The sequence below is a fragment of the Muricoccus nepalensis genome, assembly GCF_006438825.1.
Classification (GTDB): Bacteria; Pseudomonadota; Alphaproteobacteria; order Acetobacterales; family Acetobacteraceae; genus Roseomonas; species Roseomonas nepalensis.
In genome coordinates this window covers 84,902-103,144 of record NZ_RCZP01000011.1, presented here as the reverse complement: position 1 = coordinate 103,144, position 18,243 = coordinate 84,902, and the positions used below count along the sequence as shown (strand labels likewise).

16 protein-coding genes are annotated in these 18,243 nt (G+C 66.5%); 11 read left to right on the top strand and 5 right to left on the bottom strand.

Annotated elements, in window-relative coordinates; genetic code table 11:
• The first annotated feature begins 86 nt into the window (after window positions 1–86).
• The 8 genes from EAH89_RS13510 (at window position 87) to EAH89_RS13475 (ending at window position 8,766) form a co-directional block, all read left to right on the top strand.
• Window positions 87–578, top strand: coding sequence for a hypothetical protein (locus tag EAH89_RS13510; RefSeq protein ID WP_140883900.1), 492 nt, complete (start codon window positions 87–89; stop codon window positions 576–578).
• The gene (locus tag EAH89_RS13505) at window positions 575–1,825 is read left to right on the top strand and encodes a secretion/conjugation apparatus DotM-related subunit (protein WP_140883898.1); all 1,251 of its coding nucleotides are present in this window, start codon (window positions 575–577) and stop codon (window positions 1,823–1,825) included. The genes EAH89_RS13510 and EAH89_RS13505 overlap by 4 nt, the downstream gene beginning before the upstream one ends.
• Window positions 1,825–2,322 (top strand): hypothetical protein, encoded by a 498-nt coding sequence (locus EAH89_RS13500; protein WP_140883896.1) that lies wholly within the window; start codon window positions 1,825–1,827, stop codon window positions 2,320–2,322. Before EAH89_RS13505 ends, EAH89_RS13500 begins: the two co-directional genes overlap by 1 nt.
• Window positions 2,323–2,332: 10 nt before the next feature.
• On the top strand, window positions 2,333–4,648 hold the full coding sequence (locus EAH89_RS13495) for a type IV secretory system conjugative DNA transfer family protein (protein ID WP_140883895.1): 2,316 nt from the start codon (window positions 2,333–2,335) through the stop codon (window positions 4,646–4,648).
• Window positions 4,645–5,562, top strand: coding sequence for a winged helix-turn-helix domain-containing protein (locus EAH89_RS13490; RefSeq protein ID WP_140883893.1), 918 nt, complete (start codon window positions 4,645–4,647; stop codon window positions 5,560–5,562). Before EAH89_RS13495 ends, EAH89_RS13490 begins: the two co-directional genes overlap by 4 nt.
• Window positions 5,563–5,832: 270 nt before the next feature.
• On the top strand, window positions 5,833–6,375 hold the full coding sequence (locus EAH89_RS13485; RefSeq protein ID WP_140883891.1) for an AAA family ATPase: 543 nt from the start codon (window positions 5,833–5,835) through the stop codon (window positions 6,373–6,375).
• Between the two features lie 188 nt (window positions 6,376–6,563).
• Window positions 6,564–8,087, top strand: a complete 1,524-nt coding sequence (locus EAH89_RS13480) for an AlbA family DNA-binding domain-containing protein (protein ID WP_140883889.1) — start codon at window positions 6,564–6,566, stop codon at window positions 8,085–8,087.
• A gap of 223 nt (window positions 8,088–8,310) precedes the next feature.
• Window positions 8,311–8,766 carry a hypothetical protein gene (locus tag EAH89_RS13475; protein ID WP_140883887.1) on the top strand — a complete coding sequence of 152 codons (456 nt, stop codon included), beginning with the start codon at window positions 8,311–8,313 and terminating at the stop codon, window positions 8,764–8,766.
• Between the two features lie 253 nt (window positions 8,767–9,019).
• On the opposite strand, the gene EAH89_RS13470 is transcribed toward EAH89_RS13475, so the two are convergent.
• The 3 genes from EAH89_RS13470 to EAH89_RS13460 form a co-directional block, all read right to left on the bottom strand.
• Complete coding sequence (locus EAH89_RS13470; RefSeq protein WP_194152330.1) at window positions 9,020–9,502, bottom strand: c-type cytochrome; 483 nt, start codon at window positions 9,500–9,502, stop codon at window positions 9,020–9,022.
• Window positions 9,503–9,524: 22 nt separating this feature from the next.
• Complete coding sequence (locus EAH89_RS13465; RefSeq protein WP_140883885.1) at window positions 9,525–9,998, bottom strand: GlcG/HbpS family heme-binding protein; 474 nt, start codon at window positions 9,996–9,998, stop codon at window positions 9,525–9,527.
• 83 nt (window positions 9,999–10,081) lie between these two features.
• On the bottom strand, window positions 10,082–10,429 hold the full coding sequence (locus EAH89_RS13460; RefSeq protein ID WP_161993577.1) for a DUF983 domain-containing protein: 348 nt from the start codon (window positions 10,427–10,429) through the stop codon (window positions 10,082–10,084).
• Window positions 10,430–10,561: 132 nt separating this feature from the next.
• On the opposite strand from EAH89_RS13460, the gene EAH89_RS13455 reads away from it, so the two are divergent.
• The gene (locus tag EAH89_RS13455; RefSeq protein WP_140883881.1) at window positions 10,562–11,977 is read left to right on the top strand and encodes an aminotransferase-like domain-containing protein; all 1,416 of its coding nucleotides are present in this window, start codon (window positions 10,562–10,564) and stop codon (window positions 11,975–11,977) included.
• A 199-nt stretch (window positions 11,978–12,176) separates the two neighbouring features.
• Here the strand turns inward: EAH89_RS13455 and mobF are convergent, their stop codons facing one another.
• Window positions 12,177–15,284 (bottom strand): MobF family relaxase, encoded by a 3,108-nt coding sequence (gene mobF / locus EAH89_RS13450; RefSeq protein ID WP_241667011.1) that lies wholly within the window; start codon window positions 15,282–15,284, stop codon window positions 12,177–12,179.
• On the bottom strand, window positions 15,284–15,601 hold the full coding sequence (locus EAH89_RS13445; RefSeq protein ID WP_140883877.1) for a hypothetical protein: 318 nt from the start codon (window positions 15,599–15,601) through the stop codon (window positions 15,284–15,286). The genes mobF and EAH89_RS13445 overlap by 1 nt, the downstream gene beginning before the upstream one ends.
• Window positions 15,602–16,403: 802 nt before the next feature.
• Here EAH89_RS13445 and EAH89_RS13440 point away from each other — a divergent pair.
• Entirely contained in the window at window positions 16,404–17,213 is an 810-nt protein-coding gene (locus tag EAH89_RS13440) for a DEAD/DEAH box helicase family protein (RefSeq protein ID WP_140883875.1), read from the top strand.
• A complete protein-coding gene (locus tag EAH89_RS13435; RefSeq protein WP_140883873.1) occupies window positions 17,213–17,869 on the top strand; it encodes a hypothetical protein in 657 nt (218 codons plus the stop codon). Before EAH89_RS13440 ends, EAH89_RS13435 begins: the two co-directional genes overlap by 1 nt.
• Window positions 17,870–18,243: the final 374 nt, after the last annotated feature.

The following is an 18,243-nucleotide window of genomic DNA, read 5'->3' as shown; positions in this document are numbered from 1 at the left end:
GGTCCTTCTTACGGGCAGCCCATCCACTAGGGGCCGTTCGCGCCGCCTGTAGGCAAAATCATCGGATCGCCACTGGAGCCACCCCGATGCACCTTATGTCCGAACAGGCTGAACCGGCCCATCCGCTGCGCAATGGAAACGCCGCCGCCATTCGGTGTCTCCTGATGCGGCGCGCCGAGGGCGTGCAGGCGGCCTATCATGGCGAACGGCTCGCCGCCCGCGCCACTCGCCTGCTGACTGCCATGGCGCCAGTGCTGGCTTGGGTGCGGGACCATCAAGCCATTCGTCTCACCGACGAGGTGGTCGGGTACGCGATGCAGCTCCATGCGGTAGCCTCGCTCGCGACCCAGCGCGTCTTTCTGGCACAAGCAGGAGGCGCTGGCTGGGTTAGCGAACTTCCGGTGCGGGAGATGCCCGAAGCTCTCGTCTACCCGCTCAACGCCTACCTCGAGGATCTGCCAGGGTACGATCCCGGCCGCACCTTCGAGGATCAGCAGGGGGACGAAGCCAGGCGTCAACACGGTATGGTGCTGTTCATGGTGCTTCCATCGTGGAGCACCGGAGGGCTGCCGACGTGAGCGGCAGCAAGGGAGCCGGACGTTCCGGCTGGGCGTCGAGCGACGACTACACCTTCCTCAGCCTCATCATCATCGCGATCGGCCTCGGCATCGGGGGCTGGATGCTGTGGAACCTTCACCACGCCGAGGTGGTGGAGGCAGTGGCCACCCTGCAGTTGTGGAAGATGTCGGCCCTGGCCGGGGTGACAGGAAAGCTAGAAGGCCTGTCGCGGTTGGTTGCCCAATCTCGCTATTCAACGGTGACCTTCGACGAACTCGTGGCCATGTGCGGCCTGGTCAACAACGTGATCCGTGCTCCGGTCACTGCGCTGATCGCTGCTCTGGCAATCGTCTGTTTCGTCTGGGCACCGCCTGCCCGCTTCAAACGCAAGCTCGATCTCGACGGCTTGGCCAAGGAGCAAGCCAGCTTCTTTCGGGCCGCCAGTGCCTACCTCGGCCGAGGTTTGCGTCTGGTGCCGCTCGGTGATGGCCAGCCGCGGCCAGCCGATCCTGCCTTGCACGCCCACGAGTGGGTCGCACGCCTGCCAGAAATGAAGGAGGCCGAACCGCCAGCCACCGGGGGCACCCCGGGCGAAGCCAAGAGGAAGTGGACTAAGCGCAAGGCTTCAGGCTCGCCGGTCTACGACGCCGCCAGGATCACCACGGGGTTGATCGCCCAACTTGGACCTGTCTGGCGCGGGGCAGCGGCTGCTCGCCCTCCTGCCCGCATCATGTTCGCGGCCATCAGCCTGCATCTCGCGGGCCGTCGAGAAGAATGTCTGACACTCCTTGGCGACCTGGCGGAGGCACTGGCTGCTGACGGCGAACACGGCCCGGCCGGTCCGGATCAACCCCTGCAGGCTCCGCCCGGAGTGTTGGCATCTGCCGACGCCGTGATCTCGGACGGAACCCTGCGCATTCCGGCCGAGGCTGCCGCACGATGGCACGCCTTCGAGACGACGGCCCTGATGGGCTTGCTCAACCTTGCGAGGCTGAACTGCGGCGTACTGGCGCCGCCGCAGTTCAACGGCCTGAAGCTGATGGATCGTAACCTCTGGTACGCCCTGCACTCGCTCGGTTTCCCCGGACACGGGCCGGGACAGAACTCCCATCCCAACCCCCGCGTGGAAGCCATCGGTGCCCGCGCACACTGGGAGAATGAGCGGCAGGCACGCTGCGCTCTGTTCAATCCAGAAATCTCAGCCGCCCTGCATGCCGTTCGCGCCGCTATCGAGCAGCATCGCCTGGAACAAGAGGAGCAGGCGTGATGGCCAGCAGCGACGTGCGTGATCGAGCGGACCGCGGTTACTCTCGCGAGGTGCCGCTTGGAGATTGGGCGGGCAATGTCGGTGGGCGACCGGAAGGGATGCACATCCACCTCCACCTCGGGGAGGGCCCGTCTGCTGGCAGGCGTCGGCCCTTTCTGATCGGCTCATTGAGCCTTATCGCTCTGGTGGTGGTTTTCGGTGCCGGACAGTTCAGTGCTTCGCGGCCCGCCAGCCGCACCGCTGAACTGGAACTCCCGGCCGACCTGGCACTCGCGCGCCGCATCGGCCCGTTGCAGGCGCCGGCCTTCGTTCCTGTGGTGCCGGCAAACCCGGCCGGTTCGTTGCCAACCCTGCCGCAGCTGCCTCCGGCCTTGCAGCAGCAGCTTGCACAGCCGCCGCGTATCGTGCTGCCCGCCACTGCCCCGGTCGCTGCACCGCAGGCGGCCGCCGCACAGCCGGGGGCGGCACCGCGCAACGCCTTCGGCCTGGAACGTTGAGGCCCATTCGATGATTCGGCGCGAGATCTCCGGGCCACAGAACCAATTCGAGCGTGGCGGTGGCATGGGCTACCGCGACGTGCGGCCGCTCACCGTTCGCCTCGCCGAATTGCTCGGAAGCCAGTTTTCAGGTCTCGCGCTGGGAACGGCGGCCGGGGTTGCCTACTTCTATCCCGCAGCGATCGACCTGCTGGTGCCCGCATCCCTGGCCTATGCGGGCTGGGTGATGCGGCGCCGGGTTAAGCTGCCGCTGCGCCTACCGCGTAGTGCCAACTGCCTGGACTGGAACTATCCCAGCCCGGTCGACCGCAAGCCGCAGCAGGCTGCGGGCTCCATCTTCCTCGGCATCGACCAGGTGACCGGGCAAGAGCTCTGGATCACCAACGAGGACGGGCGTCAGCACGGCACGATCCCCGGCACCACCGGAGCGGGTAAGACAACTGCTATCCTGAGCCTGCTGGCCAACTCGCTGACCCACGGCTCGGGGTTCGTGCTGGTGGACGGCAAGGCAGACAACAAGCTGTACGGCGAGGTGATGGCCATGGCCCGGCGTTTCGGGCGTGAGGACGACGTGCTGGTGCTGAACTTTCTCGTCGCATCGGGGATCAAGCAGTCCAACACCTTCAACCCCTTCGCAGCCGGTAACGCCGACGCGATCCGCGAACTGCTGGTGTCGCAGCTCGGGGAGCAGAAGTCCGAGGACAGCAACGGCGTCTTCCGCACCCGAGCCGTGGCCCTGATCGCCACCATCACCCCGGTGCTGGTGTGGATGCGTGACAGGCAGGGCGTACCCATCAACATCGAGACTATTCGCTTCGCCCTGGAACTGCGCTCCATCTACACGCTAGCGATGCACCGCATTTTCCTGACGCGCGATAAGATCAACGGGGATGTGTCGAAGATCCAGGCCACCGATATTCCGGAGGAGATCATCTATCCGCTGAAGGCGTATCTCGGCGAACTGCCGGGCTACGATATCAGCGTCCCCTACAACGAGCAGAAAGGTGACGAGCCGTCCAAGCAGCACGGCTTCGCGCTGTTCTACTTCACCGGCGTGTTCTCACAGCTCTCGGTGAGCCTCGGGCACATCTTCAAAGTGCTGTCGGGCGACATCGACATGCGCGACGTGGTGCTGAACCGGCGCATCCTGGTGGTGAACCTTCCGGCCCTGGAAAACTCCGACGACACCTTAGCCGCACTGGGCAAGATCGTGGTGGCCTCGCTGCGCGGCATGCTGGCGCAACTGCTCGGCGCCAAGCTGGAGGGCGACAGCAAGGAGATATTCTCGCTCAAGCCTGGCATGGGCGAAGGCCCGTTCCACGTCGTCTTCGACGAGGTGGCGTACTACGCCACCAACGGCATGGACCGCATGCTGGCCATGGGACGCGGCCTGAATATCATGTTTTGGCTCTGCTTCCAGGAGGTGTCGGGCATCTGGGCGCGGCTGGGCGAAAAGACCGCATCGTTGCTGGGCAACGCCAACCTGACCATCGCCATGCGGCAGCAGGACGCCAATCGCACCCGCGAGTGGATCGAGAAGACCGGCGGCGAGACGGAGGTCACCCAGGCCACGTCTTTCGTGGCAGGTGAGGCCGGGCAGTACCGCGAGGGTCCATCGGCCGAGGTTCGCAAGGTCAACCGGGTGTCGTGGTCTGACCTGCAGAAGCTGCTGGAAGGTGAGGCCATCGTCATGCTGGGCGGGCGCCGGGTGTACGCCAAGCTGTTCTACGCCGACGTGAAGGCGGACGGCCCAATCCGTCGCAACCGACCGCTGATCCTTGCTGGCTTGCCTCGTGACGGAAGCGAGGCAGGCGATACGGTCAAGGATGTGATCGTGCAGTTGGAGGGCGGACAAGTGCCGCGCAACACCGAGCCTCAAGAGGATCCCGTGCTGTGCGCCATGATCGAGGCTTTCAAGGCGAGCACGGCGCCGACCGCAGGGGGGCGGATCGCTGCTGCTATCGCGGCAGCGGGCAAGGCGCCGCGTCCCACCCCGGCCAATGACGATCCGCCGGAGCCTCCTGTCACCACGAGCCAGCCCATGCTGGAAGACCTCACCGCTTCTACGGCTGAAGAGACCGCCAGTGCTAAGGATCAAGGCGCTTCTCCGACGTGGGGCGTCGTAGGCGACAAGGCTGCTGCGGCCGCCATAACGGCTATCGAAGAGGCGTCCGGCGCTTCATCGGCGGAAGCAGCACGCACCGGGCAGGCCGTTGCCCAGGTGCTTGCCGAAGCCACGATCCTCGCCTTGCCTGAGCCACCGGCGATGACCAGTGAGGACCTTGCCGCCAATCTGAAGCGGCTGCTTGAGCGGGTGGCAGCGTGACCGTCGCGGATCATCCCAGCGTCAAGCCGGTTCTGGCAGCTCTGCACAGGCCAGGGACGCTGGCCAGCCTATCTTCCGATTGTGGCCGTACAGTCGGCGAAGTGACCCATTCCCTGCTTCTGCTGCTTCGAAGCGGCCGCGCGGTCGCTTACTGCCGCGACCATTATATCCTGCGTGATCTGCACATCGACTACATGGACAAATCATCGGCGGATGGTCATTCGGCAAGCCGTCGCATCATGGCAGCGCTGGGCAGGGCGGAGACGAGCACGACCGATCTCCACGAAGGCACCGGGCTTCCGGAAGATGAAATCCACAAGGAGCTGGCCGCCCTCAGTCGAATAGGCGCGGTGACCAGCGCCCGGAGGGGTCAGGTCAGGTTCTGGTGGCGCAGTGATGCTCTCGCAGCGAAAGTGAGCCGGCGACGCAGGGTGGAACACATGGCGGCGCAGGGAGCAGCACTGGCCCTGTTCGAGAAGCCTTGTCGCAGTGGTGAAGTGGCACGACTGATTGGTTACCGCGCCAGCGTGATGAACAACCTTCTGCTGGATCTATTGCACAACGGCCAGATAACCCGTGTCGAAAGGGGACAGTACGCGCTGTCCACAGCCACTTCACCAGCCACGGCGGTCGTGCCACGCAGCCATAGCTGGCCGGGCGGCTGCCGACCTCAGCCTGTTCGGGACGCGATCTTGCTCAACCTTACCGAGCCACGCCAAGCCGTAGATATCGCCCGCGCGATCGGCCGAACCGTGCCCAATGTCACGGGGCATCTGCGCGCGATGATGGAGCTCGGCTTGGTCGAGCGGGTAGGATATGGCCGTTATGCTCTGCCGGGCACGCCGGGTTTGCCGCCCGTCGAGCAGCGCAGCTTCTGTAGGCCGGGTACGCCTACGGCCTCGGCGAAAGCCTGAAATCAGCAATCCTTCTGGCAGGACTGAGCACAATGGGTAGGAACCTGTAGGTATCCCGCTCACCCTCAGCACCAATGCTTGCGCTGCCTCAGCCCCTAAAGGGATGGGGCGTCCACCTGAGAATGGCTACTGTCCACCCTCCCCGGCGCTAGCCGCGACCGGGGAGGGACATCTCTGCACCCGACCCAAAGCGGTCCAAGGAGGCGAGCGGCATGGTATCAGACACCGATGTCTCTCCTCGCCTTCCAGCAATAACCGAAGGACCCCCGTTTGCAGGATCAACCACACTTCTTCGTCGTCACGGGCGGTCCGGGTTCTGGCAAGAGTACCCTGATTGAGGCCCTAGCAGTTGGTGGCATGCGCGCAATGCCCGAGGCCGGAAGAGCCATCATTCAGGATCAGGTGGAAATCGGCGGCGCCGCCCTACCCTGGGACGACCGTCTCGCTTTCGCAGAACTCATGCTCGGTTGGGAGCTGCGTTCCCATCGAGAAGCCCGTGGCCACCCGGGAGTCGTCCTGTTTGATCGCGGGATACCCGACGTGCTGGGGTATCTGAACCTGTGCGCCTTGCCGGTGCCGCCGCATGTCCGCAAGGCAGCCTGCACCTTCCGGTACAACCGCCAAGTCTTCATCGCGCCGCCCTGGCCAGAGATCTTCGACCAAGACGCGGAGCGCAAACAAACGTTTGAAGAAGCGCAGGCGACCTATGAGGCGATGGTCAGCGCCTATGGCGAGCTTGGCTACGAACTGACGCATCTCCCCAAAAGCTCGGTCGAAGACCGCGTCCGCTTCATCGTGGATCGGATCAGCTAGGTCTGCTTCCCACCGACCCCGGCGCTAGGTCTTACCGGCGCAGCTACCGCAGCAGGCGACCCGAAGCGGACTCTCGTAGCCAAACCTGCTGCGCGTGGTCGACAGGAAAATGTTGCGGTGACGACCGGAAGCTCCGACATAGGAGGGCCTTCGTGGCAACAACTCACAGGCCTCGGGACTAGACTAAGTTGGCCAAGCGGACCATCACCAACGACGAGATCGCCCTGATCAAGGCGATGGTCACCCGGGGCATGAAGAACCGGGACGTCCAGTTTTTCTTCAATCGGCCGGATCGAGCAGTGAACTCTGGCCGGATCACCGGCATTGCGTCGGGGACCTACAGCGATTCCGCCAGCATCCAGGCCGCGTCGGACAAGGATCTGGATGCGTTCCTGGCGACGCAGAAGCCGTCCTCGTCGGTGCCCCTGGTCGTGGCGCCCGCCAGTGCGGTGCCGTCCAGCCCGCTTTCCGAAGCGACGCTCCAGCAGATGTTTGCCAAGGGGAGCGGTGGAATCTGGCATCTGGCCGCCGGGGAGACCGACCAAGCCGAATGCAAAACGAGCTTCGGCCTGAAGCATGCCACTCCGTGGCTGAAGGCTGTCGCGGCGCTGGCCAACAATCGCGGCGGCTACGTGTTCCTCGGCGTCGGCGACAAGGATCCGAAGGGCGCACACCCGGTACTGGGCCTGCCTAGCGACGACTTCGCCAACCTGGACCCGGCCGAGATCGCCAAGCGCCTGCGGTCCACCTTCGACCCGACGCCCCGCTTCCAGAAGGCGGTGTTCAAGGTCGGCGGGAAGATCGTCGGCGTGCTGCATGTCGATCAGCACCCCAGCCGCCCAGTCATCGCCTGCAAGAACGAGGGGCAGGGCGACATCCGGGAGGGCGACATATTCTTCCGCTACCCTGGACAGTCCACACGGATTTCGTACTCGGACCTGCGCGCCATGCTCGACGAGCGGGATGCCCAGGCGCGGGCGGAGATGCTCCCGATGATCCAGCGTCTCCTTGCCCTCGGGCCGGAGCACGTGATGGTCGCCGACCTCAGGGAGGGCAGCCTGCTAGACGGCAAGCGCACCATCGAACTCGACCCGGACGTCATCAAGGAGCTGAAGTTCATCAAAGAGGGCGCATTCGACGAGAAGGCCGGAGCGCCTGCGCTTCGCCTGATTGGCGACATCCAGGCATCCGCATCCGCGGGGGCCAAGAAGGGGTTGGTGACCCGTGCCGACATGCGGAAGGACTTTCTGACCGAGGCGCTGACCGCCGACCCTATTGATTACGTCCGCTGCGCGATTGAGGTCCCGGGCAATGACTGGCTGCCCATCAGGTATTTTGGGCGTCGAGCGGAGATGTCCGACGCCGAACTCATCAGATTCGTGAAAGCGAACGAGAAGGCGACCGGGGCTCAGAAGAAGCTCTACGTCGCCCGCTTGTCCTCGCCGGATGCCGCGTATGTGGCTGCGGCTGGCCCTGCGCACGACATGCTGGCGCGCCTCTCCGCCGGTGAAGACGTTACGCCGGGCGACGTAGCCCAGGCGCGCCTGGTGGCGCTCGCAGTCCAGGGGCTGACGCGCCCCCTTGTGGTTTCCCCAGCCAAAATCCGGCCCATCCTCATCAAGTGCTACGAGCTCATTGATGCTGGCTCGGACGCCTTCGCTAAGACAGCAATCCGCAAGGCGATTGCGCGGCTCGATGAGCTGTCGGCGTAGGCTCGCCATCCTCCATCAATCGATCTGATGAAAGTCTGTCAACGGCGGTCACGCGGGCCTCGCCGTCCGCGATGGCCTGCAGGCGGGCGGTATCCGGTTTCCGCCCCACCCGGCGCTAGACCCCGACCGAAGAGGCTACCGCCGCCGCCGACCCGAAGCGGACACCGTGCCAAGCCATGTTAATGCTCGGAGCGCATCCGGGAAACAGAGGAAGCGCATTACCATGAGCCTCTATCAGCGGCCTGCCCTGGTTCATCCGGACTTCGGCGGCATCGAGTGCTTTGGGTCATACTGGCAAGGAACGCTTGTCCTGAATGATTTCGAAAAGCCTTTCAGGCTTATCGTCCGTGCGAAGCAGGAAGGGCCGTCGAGCGAGCAGGCCACGGCCATGTCTACTCTTGTCACCAGCCTCGCTTCGATCAGAAGGGCAGCCACGGCCCCGATGACTGAACTGCACCGCGAGAGTGAGCTTCTCCCGGACCCTGCCGGGATGTCTGGAGACCGGATCTGGTCCTACCTGGAGCCAGAGCAGATCGAGGTGTCCGACGCCAGATACTATCGTAACGGCAATGGGAGCATCGCAATCCTGCTGATCTTCAACTCGACGCAGAACATGGATTTCTCGCCAGCCATCGAAACGACGGACGGTCGCTTCCGTCAGGTTCTAAGCGGGACGTAACCTGCACGGGCCAGTTCACAGATCGGGCTAGGACTGCTCCCAACCCCACCCGGCGCTTGGCCCCGACCGGGGCGGCTAGCGCCGCCCCCGACCCTTTTCGGACCTACGATGAACATGCCGCGGCGGCTGGCTGATTCCGGTCAAGGGGGCACGGCCGTCGCGTTCAATCCCCCAGGTAGGCGGCCAGCTCCTCCGAAACGCCCAGGAAAAAGGCCTCCTTCACCGGTGCCTCCCCTGGCTCGGGATGCACGTCCTACGGCGAGGATGGACTGAACAAGGGTGCCGGCCCTTCGGTGTCGAGGTAGGCGATTAGGTCGGCACGGTCCCGCGCGGCGGGGATGCCCTGAAAGGCCATGCGCGTTCCCGGCACCGTCCCGCGCGGGCTTCGTAGCCAGTCATCCATCCGCTCGACATCCCATCGGCCGCCCGCCGATCGCAGGGCGGCCGAGTAGCCGTAGCGCGGACGATTGCCCGCGACGGGCGCTCCGAGGACGCCGTAGAGGTTCGGGCCGTCGAGGTCCGGAGAGCCTTGCCGGATGGTGTGGCAGGCGGTGCACTGGTGGAACAGGCGGGCGCCCCGGCCTGCATCGGCGTCAGCCAGCAGGGCCGTGATGGGGGTACCCGGGTCTACCTGCGGGCGAGGATCCGGGCTTTCCGACCAAAGGTAGAGGGTGGAAAGCCCGATCACCGCGCAGCAGGCGGCGGCCGCGAGAGCGTAGGACCGGCGCATTTCCATCTCGGGCGAAGCCGGTGATCGGTCAGCGCAAGAGGGCGGCCTGGCCTGCCTCAGCGACGGCGACGTCGTGCTGCGGCGTGTCGACTGACACGCCGATGGCGCCCACCACCTGCCCGTCCACCAGCAGCGGCAACCCACCCGCCATCATGCTGAAGCCCGCCGTGATGGCGGCCGGACGTGCGCCGTTGATCGCGTCCTCGAAGGCCGCGGTCGGGCGGCGGAAGAGGGCGGCGGTGCGCGCCTTGCCCGGTGCGATCTCGGCCGAAGCCGGCGCCGCGCCGTCGAGGCGCACCAGGGCGAGCAGCGCTCCGCCGGCATCGGTCACGGCGATGGAGCCGGCCCACTTGTTGGTCAGCGCCTCCCGCTCGGCGGCGGCCAGCACCGTCCGGGCAGCCTCCAGTGTCAGGACCGGCTGACGGGGCAGGTCCGCGGCGTGCGTCCCTACGGCAGGCAACAGGAGCAGGGTTGCCACGAGGGCAATGGCGGGACGGTTCATGACGTTCTTCCAGTGCGAGCAGTTCGGTGAAGTCTCAGGCAGACAGGAGGCTTCGACATCGTCGGACGAGCGACCCAGCAGCGCTACTGCCGCGCCGTCTCGCGCGTGATGCCGTTGGCCCAGCAGAGGCCAACCACGGCCCCCTTCATGAAAGGCATCGTCGCCAGGGTCAGGGCAGTGATCAGGGGCAGCCAGACCGCGAACATCACCCACATCGGCGGCGACCAGGCCTTGTCCATCATGAACACGAAGGGCACGAAGAGGTGGCCGACGAGGAATAGGGTCAGGTAGGGCGGCGCGTCGTCGCAGGGGTAGGCCGTGTTGTCCGCCCCGCAGGCCTCGCAGTCTTTCACCTTCATGAAGCTGCTGAACAGGTGCCCCTCGCTGCAATGCGGGCAGCGCAGGCGGAGGCCGCGACGCAGGCCGGTCATAACCCTGGACTCTCCGCTTACTGCCTTCTCCGCTTCCACCGTCCCGCTCCTTGCCATACAATCTTTAGTTCGATACATACAATTTGTCTTGGTGACGCCCGGTAGATACGAATTGAATGGATTGTACGCAACATGAACCCGCCCGATGATCCGCATGGCTGGGTTCCAAAAATCGAGGACGGCACCGGACCGATCTACCTCGCCGTGGCCGACGCGATCGGGACGGCGGTCGCGCGCGGGGAGCTGCGGGCCGGCGCCCGCCTGCCCACGCACCGCGCCCTCGCCGGGGCGCTCAGGGTGGACCTCACCACGATCACCCGCGCCTACGCCGAGGCGCGCCGGCGCGGCCTGCTGCAGGCCACGGTGGGGCGCGGAACCTTCGTCCGCGCGGGTCTGCCGGCCGTTGCGGGCGAGGAAGGCGGGCCGGAGCGGGTGGTCGACCTCGGCATGAACCTGCCCCCTCACCCTGCCGATCTGCCGCTGCCGGAGGTGATCCAGCGCGGCCTCGACGCCCTCCTGGCCGACGCCGATCCGGCCAGTCTCCTCACCTACCGCGAGGGCGCGGGGACGCGGGCAGAGCGCGCGGCCGGCGCGGCTTGGCTGCGCCCGACCCTCGGCGAGACCGACCCGGAGCGGGTCCTCCTCTCCCCCGGCGCCCAGCCCGCGCTGCTGGCCGCGCTGAGCACGATGGCGAAGCAGGGCGACGCCGTCCTCGCCGACGCCCTGACCTATCCCGGCATCCGCGGCGTCGCCGACGCCCTCGGCCTCCGGCTCGTCGGCGTCCCCGGCGACGCCGACGGCATGCTGCCGGACGCGGCGGAAGCGGCCTGCCGGGCGCAGGCTGCGCGGGTGCTCTACCTCACCCCCACGATCCACAACCCTACGGCGGCGACCATGCCGCCCGCGCGGCGGCGCGCGATCGTCGCGGTAGCGCGGCGCCAGGGCCTCCGTATCCTGGAGGACGACGCCTACGGCCTGCTACCCTCGGAGCCGATCCCGGCGCTCGCCAGCCTCGCGCCCGAGATCACCGTCCACGTTGCAACGCTGTCTAAGGTGCTCTCACCCGTGCTCCGCGTCGCCTACCTCGTCGCACCGGACGCGGCGGCCGCGCGGACGGTGTCAGCGGCGCTGCGGGCGGGCGTGCTGATGGCCTCGCCGCTGCTGAGCGGCCTGATGACGGCCTGGATCGGGGACGGCACGGCGGGTGCGATCGTCTCGGCCGTGCGGCGGGAATGTGCGGCGCGGCAGCAGATTGCGTCCGGGATCCTGCCGCCGGGGGGCTTCGACGCGCACCCGGAGGGCTTGCACCTCTGGCTGCGCCTGCCGCCCCACTGGGACCGCCTCGACTTCGCCGCTCACCTCCGGCGCCGAGACGGGCTCGCGCTGGTGCCGAGCGACGCCTTCTGGATCGGCGAGGGCCGGCCGCCGGACGCGGTGCGCGTCTCGATCGGGGCCGCGGCGAGCCGGGATGTGCTGCGCCCGGCCTTGCAGGCCGTGGCGACCGCGTTGGGCGACGGGACGTCCCGATCGTTCCGCGAAGTCGTCTGAAGCAGGAGCTGACGCGGTCAGTGTTCCGCCGATGCCGGCACCGGCGAGGAGGAGCCCCTACCTCCTTCCGTGGCAGCATGTCCCGTCCTGTCCTGACAGCGTGACCATCGGCCGATGGTGGAGGTTCATAGGTCTGCTTTCCACCCCATGCAGCGGTTTGTGGATAAGCTATCCCCTGAGCCGTAGATGGTTCTCTCCCCTACATACCTGGGCCGGAGGCCGTAGGCTTTGCTGGCGTGGCTACCTGCTCGATGCCTCTGCGAGACACCTCTGCTTCAATCCTGATCCCCCGGAGGTGCTTCTCGGCCGCCGTGACGGCCCCGCCCCGGAACTCCTGGATGACGGTGTCCAGCGCTTCCATCAGGCGGGGCAGCTCCGACCGGACCGCCTCGGCCTGCCGGTGCAGCCGTGCCTCCCGCCCGAAGTCCCGCCCTCGCACCTCGTCCATCTGCACCCGCTGCTCGAAACGGATGAAGGTATCTACCGCCGCCTCACGGGCCTCGCGGGCTTCCCGCAGCAGGTCGACGCCCAGAGGCTTGTAGGGCTTTTGCGAGAGGTCCTCTCCCACCTTGCGCCACAAGTCCTCGCTAGTAATCGGTGTGGCGTCGCCCAGCGCCTTGCCGCGACGAATGGCCTCGAAGGTGGCGGCCTCGGCCACCATGGTCCAGCTGGTGCCCCGGGCTCGGCTCTCGGCCACATAGCCCTTGAAGGAGGTCACGCCTCCCGTACCGCGCGGCAGGGCGTTGATGTGCTCCTGCGAGGTGATGCCCTGGGCCGCGTCGATGGTCAGGGCATGGCCGTGTCCCAGCAGGAACCGACCGGTCGTGCTGTCCTGCAGACGCCGCCACTCGACGAACCCCGTCGTACCATCCTTGTCGCGCAGCACCAGGCCTTCTGCCCGCCGCTCCGTGACGGTGACGACGTCGCCGTTAGCACCGATGAAGCCCCCCTTGTCGCCGATCGCCGCCCAGGTCCGCCGGAACAACCGCACCTTGTCGCCGGTGGCCAGGGCAAGGTCGTAGGTCTGCCCTCGCTGGTCGATGGCCAGGAGCACCGCCTCATCGGTGCCGATCTCGCCCCTGGCCTTCATCCGCCCCCGGATGGCGCGGCTGATGTCGGCCACGTCCTCGTTGGTCGGCGCCGAGATGGTGATGCCCAGCTTGGACCCGGCGGCCGCCAGTACGTCGCGGCGGGCCATGTAGAAGTCGGCGATCTGCTCCACGACTTGGTCCTGATCGCCGCCCAGCAGGCGGGCCGAGCCGTCGCCCCGGTCCCGTTTCATGGCCAGTGCATCCTCCGCCTTCCCCGAACGGAACAGGCCGGCGATCTGGCGGTCTTCGGCGCTGGTCTGCCGGACCGTGCTGAGCAGCTCGGTCTGCTCCGAGACAGGCAGAGCCCGGCGCATCAGCTCCACGGCGTCGCCGGCCTCGATGGACTGCGCCTGCTCGCGGTCGCCCAGCACCTTGATGGTCATGCCGGTACGGGCCTGCGCCTCCAGCAGCTTGAGCATGGCCCGCGGCGCCACCTGACTGATCTCGTCCACCACCAGCACGGTGTTGCGGGTGGGCACGAACTCGCCGGAGGCGATGGACTCCACCAGGGGGGACATGGCCACGGTGCGGCGGATACCGGCGTCCTTCAGGGCCTCGGCCTGTCGCCAGGCGGTGGCCGCGCCGATTACCTCCCGGCCGCCCGCATCGAAGCGGGTGTCGGCATGCCAGGCGGCGACCAGGGGCTGCAGCAGGGTGGTCTTGCCCGACCCCGCGACGCCGGTGAGCATGGACAGCGCGCCACCCTGGCCCAGGGCGTAGATGGCCGCGCGCTGTGCGGCGCCGTGCTCAGGATCGCGGGTGAAGTCCAGACCGGAGGAGCGGATGGCGGCGGTGATGGCCTCGGCCGACAGCGCTCCCGAGCGGTCACGAGCGGCGCGGTGGGCCTCCGCCTGCAGGGTGTCCTCGATGCGGACCTGAGCCGAGTTGGTCACCCGTACCTTGTCGCCCGAGAGGCCGGCGACGAGGGCGACGTGCTCGCCGCGCAGCTGGATACCGCGCCGCTCGATCAGGGCCACCACCTGGTCGATGTCGTCGGCCCCCCCGGCGATGCCGGTGCCGATCAGCCCGCGCACGGCGTAAAGGCGCAGCTTGTCGTGGTCGATCACCGCGGCGGTGTGAAACTCCGTGGCGAGGTGCTTTGCCGCGAAGGTGTAGGCACGGTCGAAGCGCTCGGCGTCGGTGAGCGGCGTGCGCTCTGCCCCTTCCATGACGGTGGTGTGCTTCCAGCCGATGTCCTCGGCCTGCGCCCGCCAGATCTCCCGGTCGGTGGCTTTGCCGGTCTTCTCGAGCCGGGCAGCCAGACCGGTGACGGCGAGGATCTTGAACTTACCCTCGGCGGACATGGCATCCCAATCCAGGCCCTGGCTCTCAGCATAGGCCTTGGCCGAGCGCTCGACCTGCCGGCGACCTTTGGAGAAAAGGTCCGAGGCTTCCTGGGGGATGGCGTCTAGCACCACAGCCTGCTGCTGGCTGTCGTAGGAGGTGCGGATGCCGAGATCGCGCAGGTGCTCGGCGAGCCGGGCCTGAAAGTAGCCGCCGAATTCGTGGACCCGGGCATGGAGACGCTGGGTGTCGAGGGAGCCGACCCGACCATCCTCGGTGACGACGGCATTGAACAGGGCGTTGTGGATGTGGGCGTGCGGATCGCCGGCGACGGGCACCTCGGCGAGGTAGGTGGGCCCTTCGGTGCCGTCGCGGACGGTAACGGTAGGCCGGGCGGTGTGGTGGCGGAAGCTGACCCAGCCAACGGCGCCAGGGTCGGCACCCTCGGCACCACCCTTCCCCTTGCGGGCCCAGCCCAGCTCACGGGCGACAAACCGCATGGTGGCATCGTTGGCACGGTCGATCGCGTGCCAGATGGCGGCACCCTCGGCCGGAGAGGCGGCGAACTCGGCTGCCAACGTGACCGACTTATGTGGGGCAAGGGTCAGGTCGTAGGCGCTGACCTCGCGCTTCTGGTCTGACCAAGCCTCGCCGTTGTCGGCGCGCTTGGCCTCGAATAGCCGGTCCAGCGCCTCGTCCTTGGGCAGCCGGGTGGTGTCGATCCCCAGGGTTGCGGCGATCGAGGCGGGCATGTCGGGGCGCCAGACCGCCCTGCCGTCGCGTCCTGTATAGTAGGCGGTGAGCCGTCCGCCCGGGTCGAGATGCTCACCGGGGGTGATCGCCGGGTCGCGGGCTGTCTCCGGCGTGCCCTCGGTGAAGTAGGCCCGGAGCAGCTTGCCAGCGCTGGCCGCGGCTAGCTTGCGGAAGGTCATCACGAGCGGAGGTCCCGGTCGCGCTCGGCGCGGAGCATGGCACGGGCGATCAGGGGCGGCAGATCGACGCCGAGGGCGAGCGTGCGGTCGTCCACCCGGGTCAGAACCAGCCCCTGCTCCCGCAGCAGCGTGATGATGGCCATGAGCATCTCGTCGAGCGACGGCCCCTCCTTGGGCGGGGGCGTCACGGCCTTGGTCAGTGCGGTCAGCTGCTCGCCGATCGCCCGCAGCATGGCGGACTGAGAGAGCAGGATCTCGCGGGTCGAGAGATCTTCGCTGCCCGTTTGCGCCGATTGGGGGTGAGTTGAGCCGTCCACGGGGAGCCTCCTGGTTGAGGAGGCACAGTCCCACTAGGCGGCGCAAACGGAGAGCGGGCAGTGAAGGAAAGACGATCGGGCCGCAGGCCCGCGCACATCGGGTGCAATGGTGTATGGACCCACTCTCTCCCGCTACACCTGCCCTACACTGTCTCTACAGATCCTCTACGCCAGAGCTACAGCTGGCCTACACCCCGTCTACACCCGGCAGGCCAAAATTCTGCGGCAGCGTCCACGCCGTTTGCGCCGATGCGCGGTAGCCAGAAGGCATGAGACGTAAGCGCGATCGAAAGCTGACGAAACAGCTGGCTCGAAAGATCGAGGAGGGCCGCAGCCCTCTCTACGTCTACATGCTGGATAACTACGACGACCTCAGTGCGAAGCTTGATCGACCTTCTCCAATGTGGACAGCGGTAGCTGCGGCTATCGCTGATCGGGGTGTTATCGGCGCGAATGGCGCTCCGCCAACTCCGGGCAGCGTTCGGTCGATGTGGAGATGGGTAAAGCGCGAGAAGGCGGAGATGGCTGAACAGCCTTCCACTACTCCGCAGCACCGCAAGCAGCCGAACCGGTCGCCGCGGGCCGCTTTGCCAATGCCTGGGATACGGGCAGCAGCATCGCCCGCGCCTCCGGTCCGCGCACCACCCCCACCACCTCCGCTTGCTCAGGCTTCTTCAAACAGTCCCTCGGATGGGACCGCACCGACGGTTTCTCCTGAGGTCCAAGCGAAGCTCGACAAGCTGCGCGGACAGCTCGCCAAGGCTGACCGGTATCTCGGCCTACCAATCACAGGGAAAAACTCATGAGCAAGACCACCAAGGCGACGGTCCAGACCGACAGCGGCCAGCCCATCCTTCTGATTGCGGTCGGTAGGCAACGGGTGGGCAAGACCGTGGTGCTGAACGCCCTCGCGCAGCACTACCAGGAGCGAGGCGCTGATCTCCGGATCTGGAACGCGGACCTGCTGAACCAGACGCACTCGATTTCGAAGTTCCACACAGATGCGTTGATAGCTCCGCCCGGCAACTTCGAGGACACCAAGGCCTGGATCGAGGAGCGCCTGCAGGACCAGATCGCGAACCGCTACGATGCCATTCTGGATGTGGGCGGCGGCGAAACGGCGTTGAACCGACTAGCTGAAGAAGTTCAGCTAGTAGAGACGATGGAACTGCATGGCATCCGGCCAGTGGCGTTGCACGTCATCGGTCCGGACATTGCTGACACGGACTACCTGAACAACTTTCTCAGGACCGGCCTCTTCGCACCGGCTGCCACCATTCTGGTGATGAACGAGGGACTGGTGACCACAGGCCGCTCGGCCAATGTCGCCTTCGCCCGAGTGCAACAGCATCCGGTGGTGCTGGACGCCCTAGCAAAAGGAGCCGACATCGCATTGCTCCCGGCGCTCGGCTGTATGGGACAAGTCACTGACCGGGGACTGACGTTCTCGGCTATGGCCAGGGCCGAGCAGGCTCCAGGCCATGAAAAAACCTCTCTGTTCGATCAGGCACGAGTTGGGCGCTGGTGGAACGTACAGATGCCAGAGTTCTTCGGTTCGCTTCGCTCGGAATGGATGCCGCGCGTCCCGGCCGCCGTTGAGGCCGCTGAGTGATGGACGGCATGACAGTCAGTCCCGGAACCGCGCTGGTCGTTCGTGGCGAGGAAGCCCGGCAGCGGCTTGAGGAAGCACTGCAGGGCCTGACTGCGGCGCTGGAGGAGTTCAACATCCTTCCCGGGCACCCGGAAGCGAAGTTCGTTGCGACCATGGCTGGGGCGCAGCGCTCCTTCGGCAACATGGCGGTAGCCTTCGGCGAAGACCTCCGGGGTGTCGTCGCAGCTGCTCAGGGCCTCAATGAGGCTCAGATGCAGCGGCTGGAGGTGATGATCGCTCTGGCCGACAGCACGATCCGCCAGACACAGGCGGCAGGGGTGGCGGCCGAGGCCGAGGCGGAGAAGGCCCTCACGAAGGTCATCGAGTACATCGGACCGGAGATCTCGAACGTGCTCCGGGATACGGTCGTGGTGAAGGAGCTGACCCACAACAAGCGGCTGCTCCGGCGGGAATACCTCAAGACCCTGGCAATTGCCGGGCTCATCTTCTCGGCGGGCTACTCGGTCCATCTCTGGCAGAGTTGGGACGCGACATCAGCCATCGAACGGTGTCGGCAGAGCATGGAGGTCAACGCGGCCGGGCGAGGATACTGCGCTGCGGATCGGATGTTCGCAGCCCCGGTGACAGCCGCCCAACCCTCCCCGCCCCCTCGGTGAAGCAAGGAGCCGGGCCCTGCTCACGGACCCGGCTCCGTTTGCGTCGATCACTGAGAGAGTGGAGCCGGTCGCAGAGGAGGCGACGGTGATGGCAAGAAGCCGAAACAAGGAATGTCAGCAGAGGCTACGGCCTGCACTGGCAGCGTTGTGCTTGGCCATGGTGCCGGACCTAGCCATGGCGCAGGCAGGGCCGGTGACGATGAGCGGGGTTCCGGAACAGGTGATCCCTCGAGTGATGGAGATCGGCCTGGGCTCCTTTACCATCGTGCCTGATCCAGGTGTGGTGAACCCAAGCACTGGGGGAGGAACCGGAGCTACCGGGGACACGGGTGGGGCAACCGAAGCCGGCGCCAGTGTCGCTCTCGACACCATGA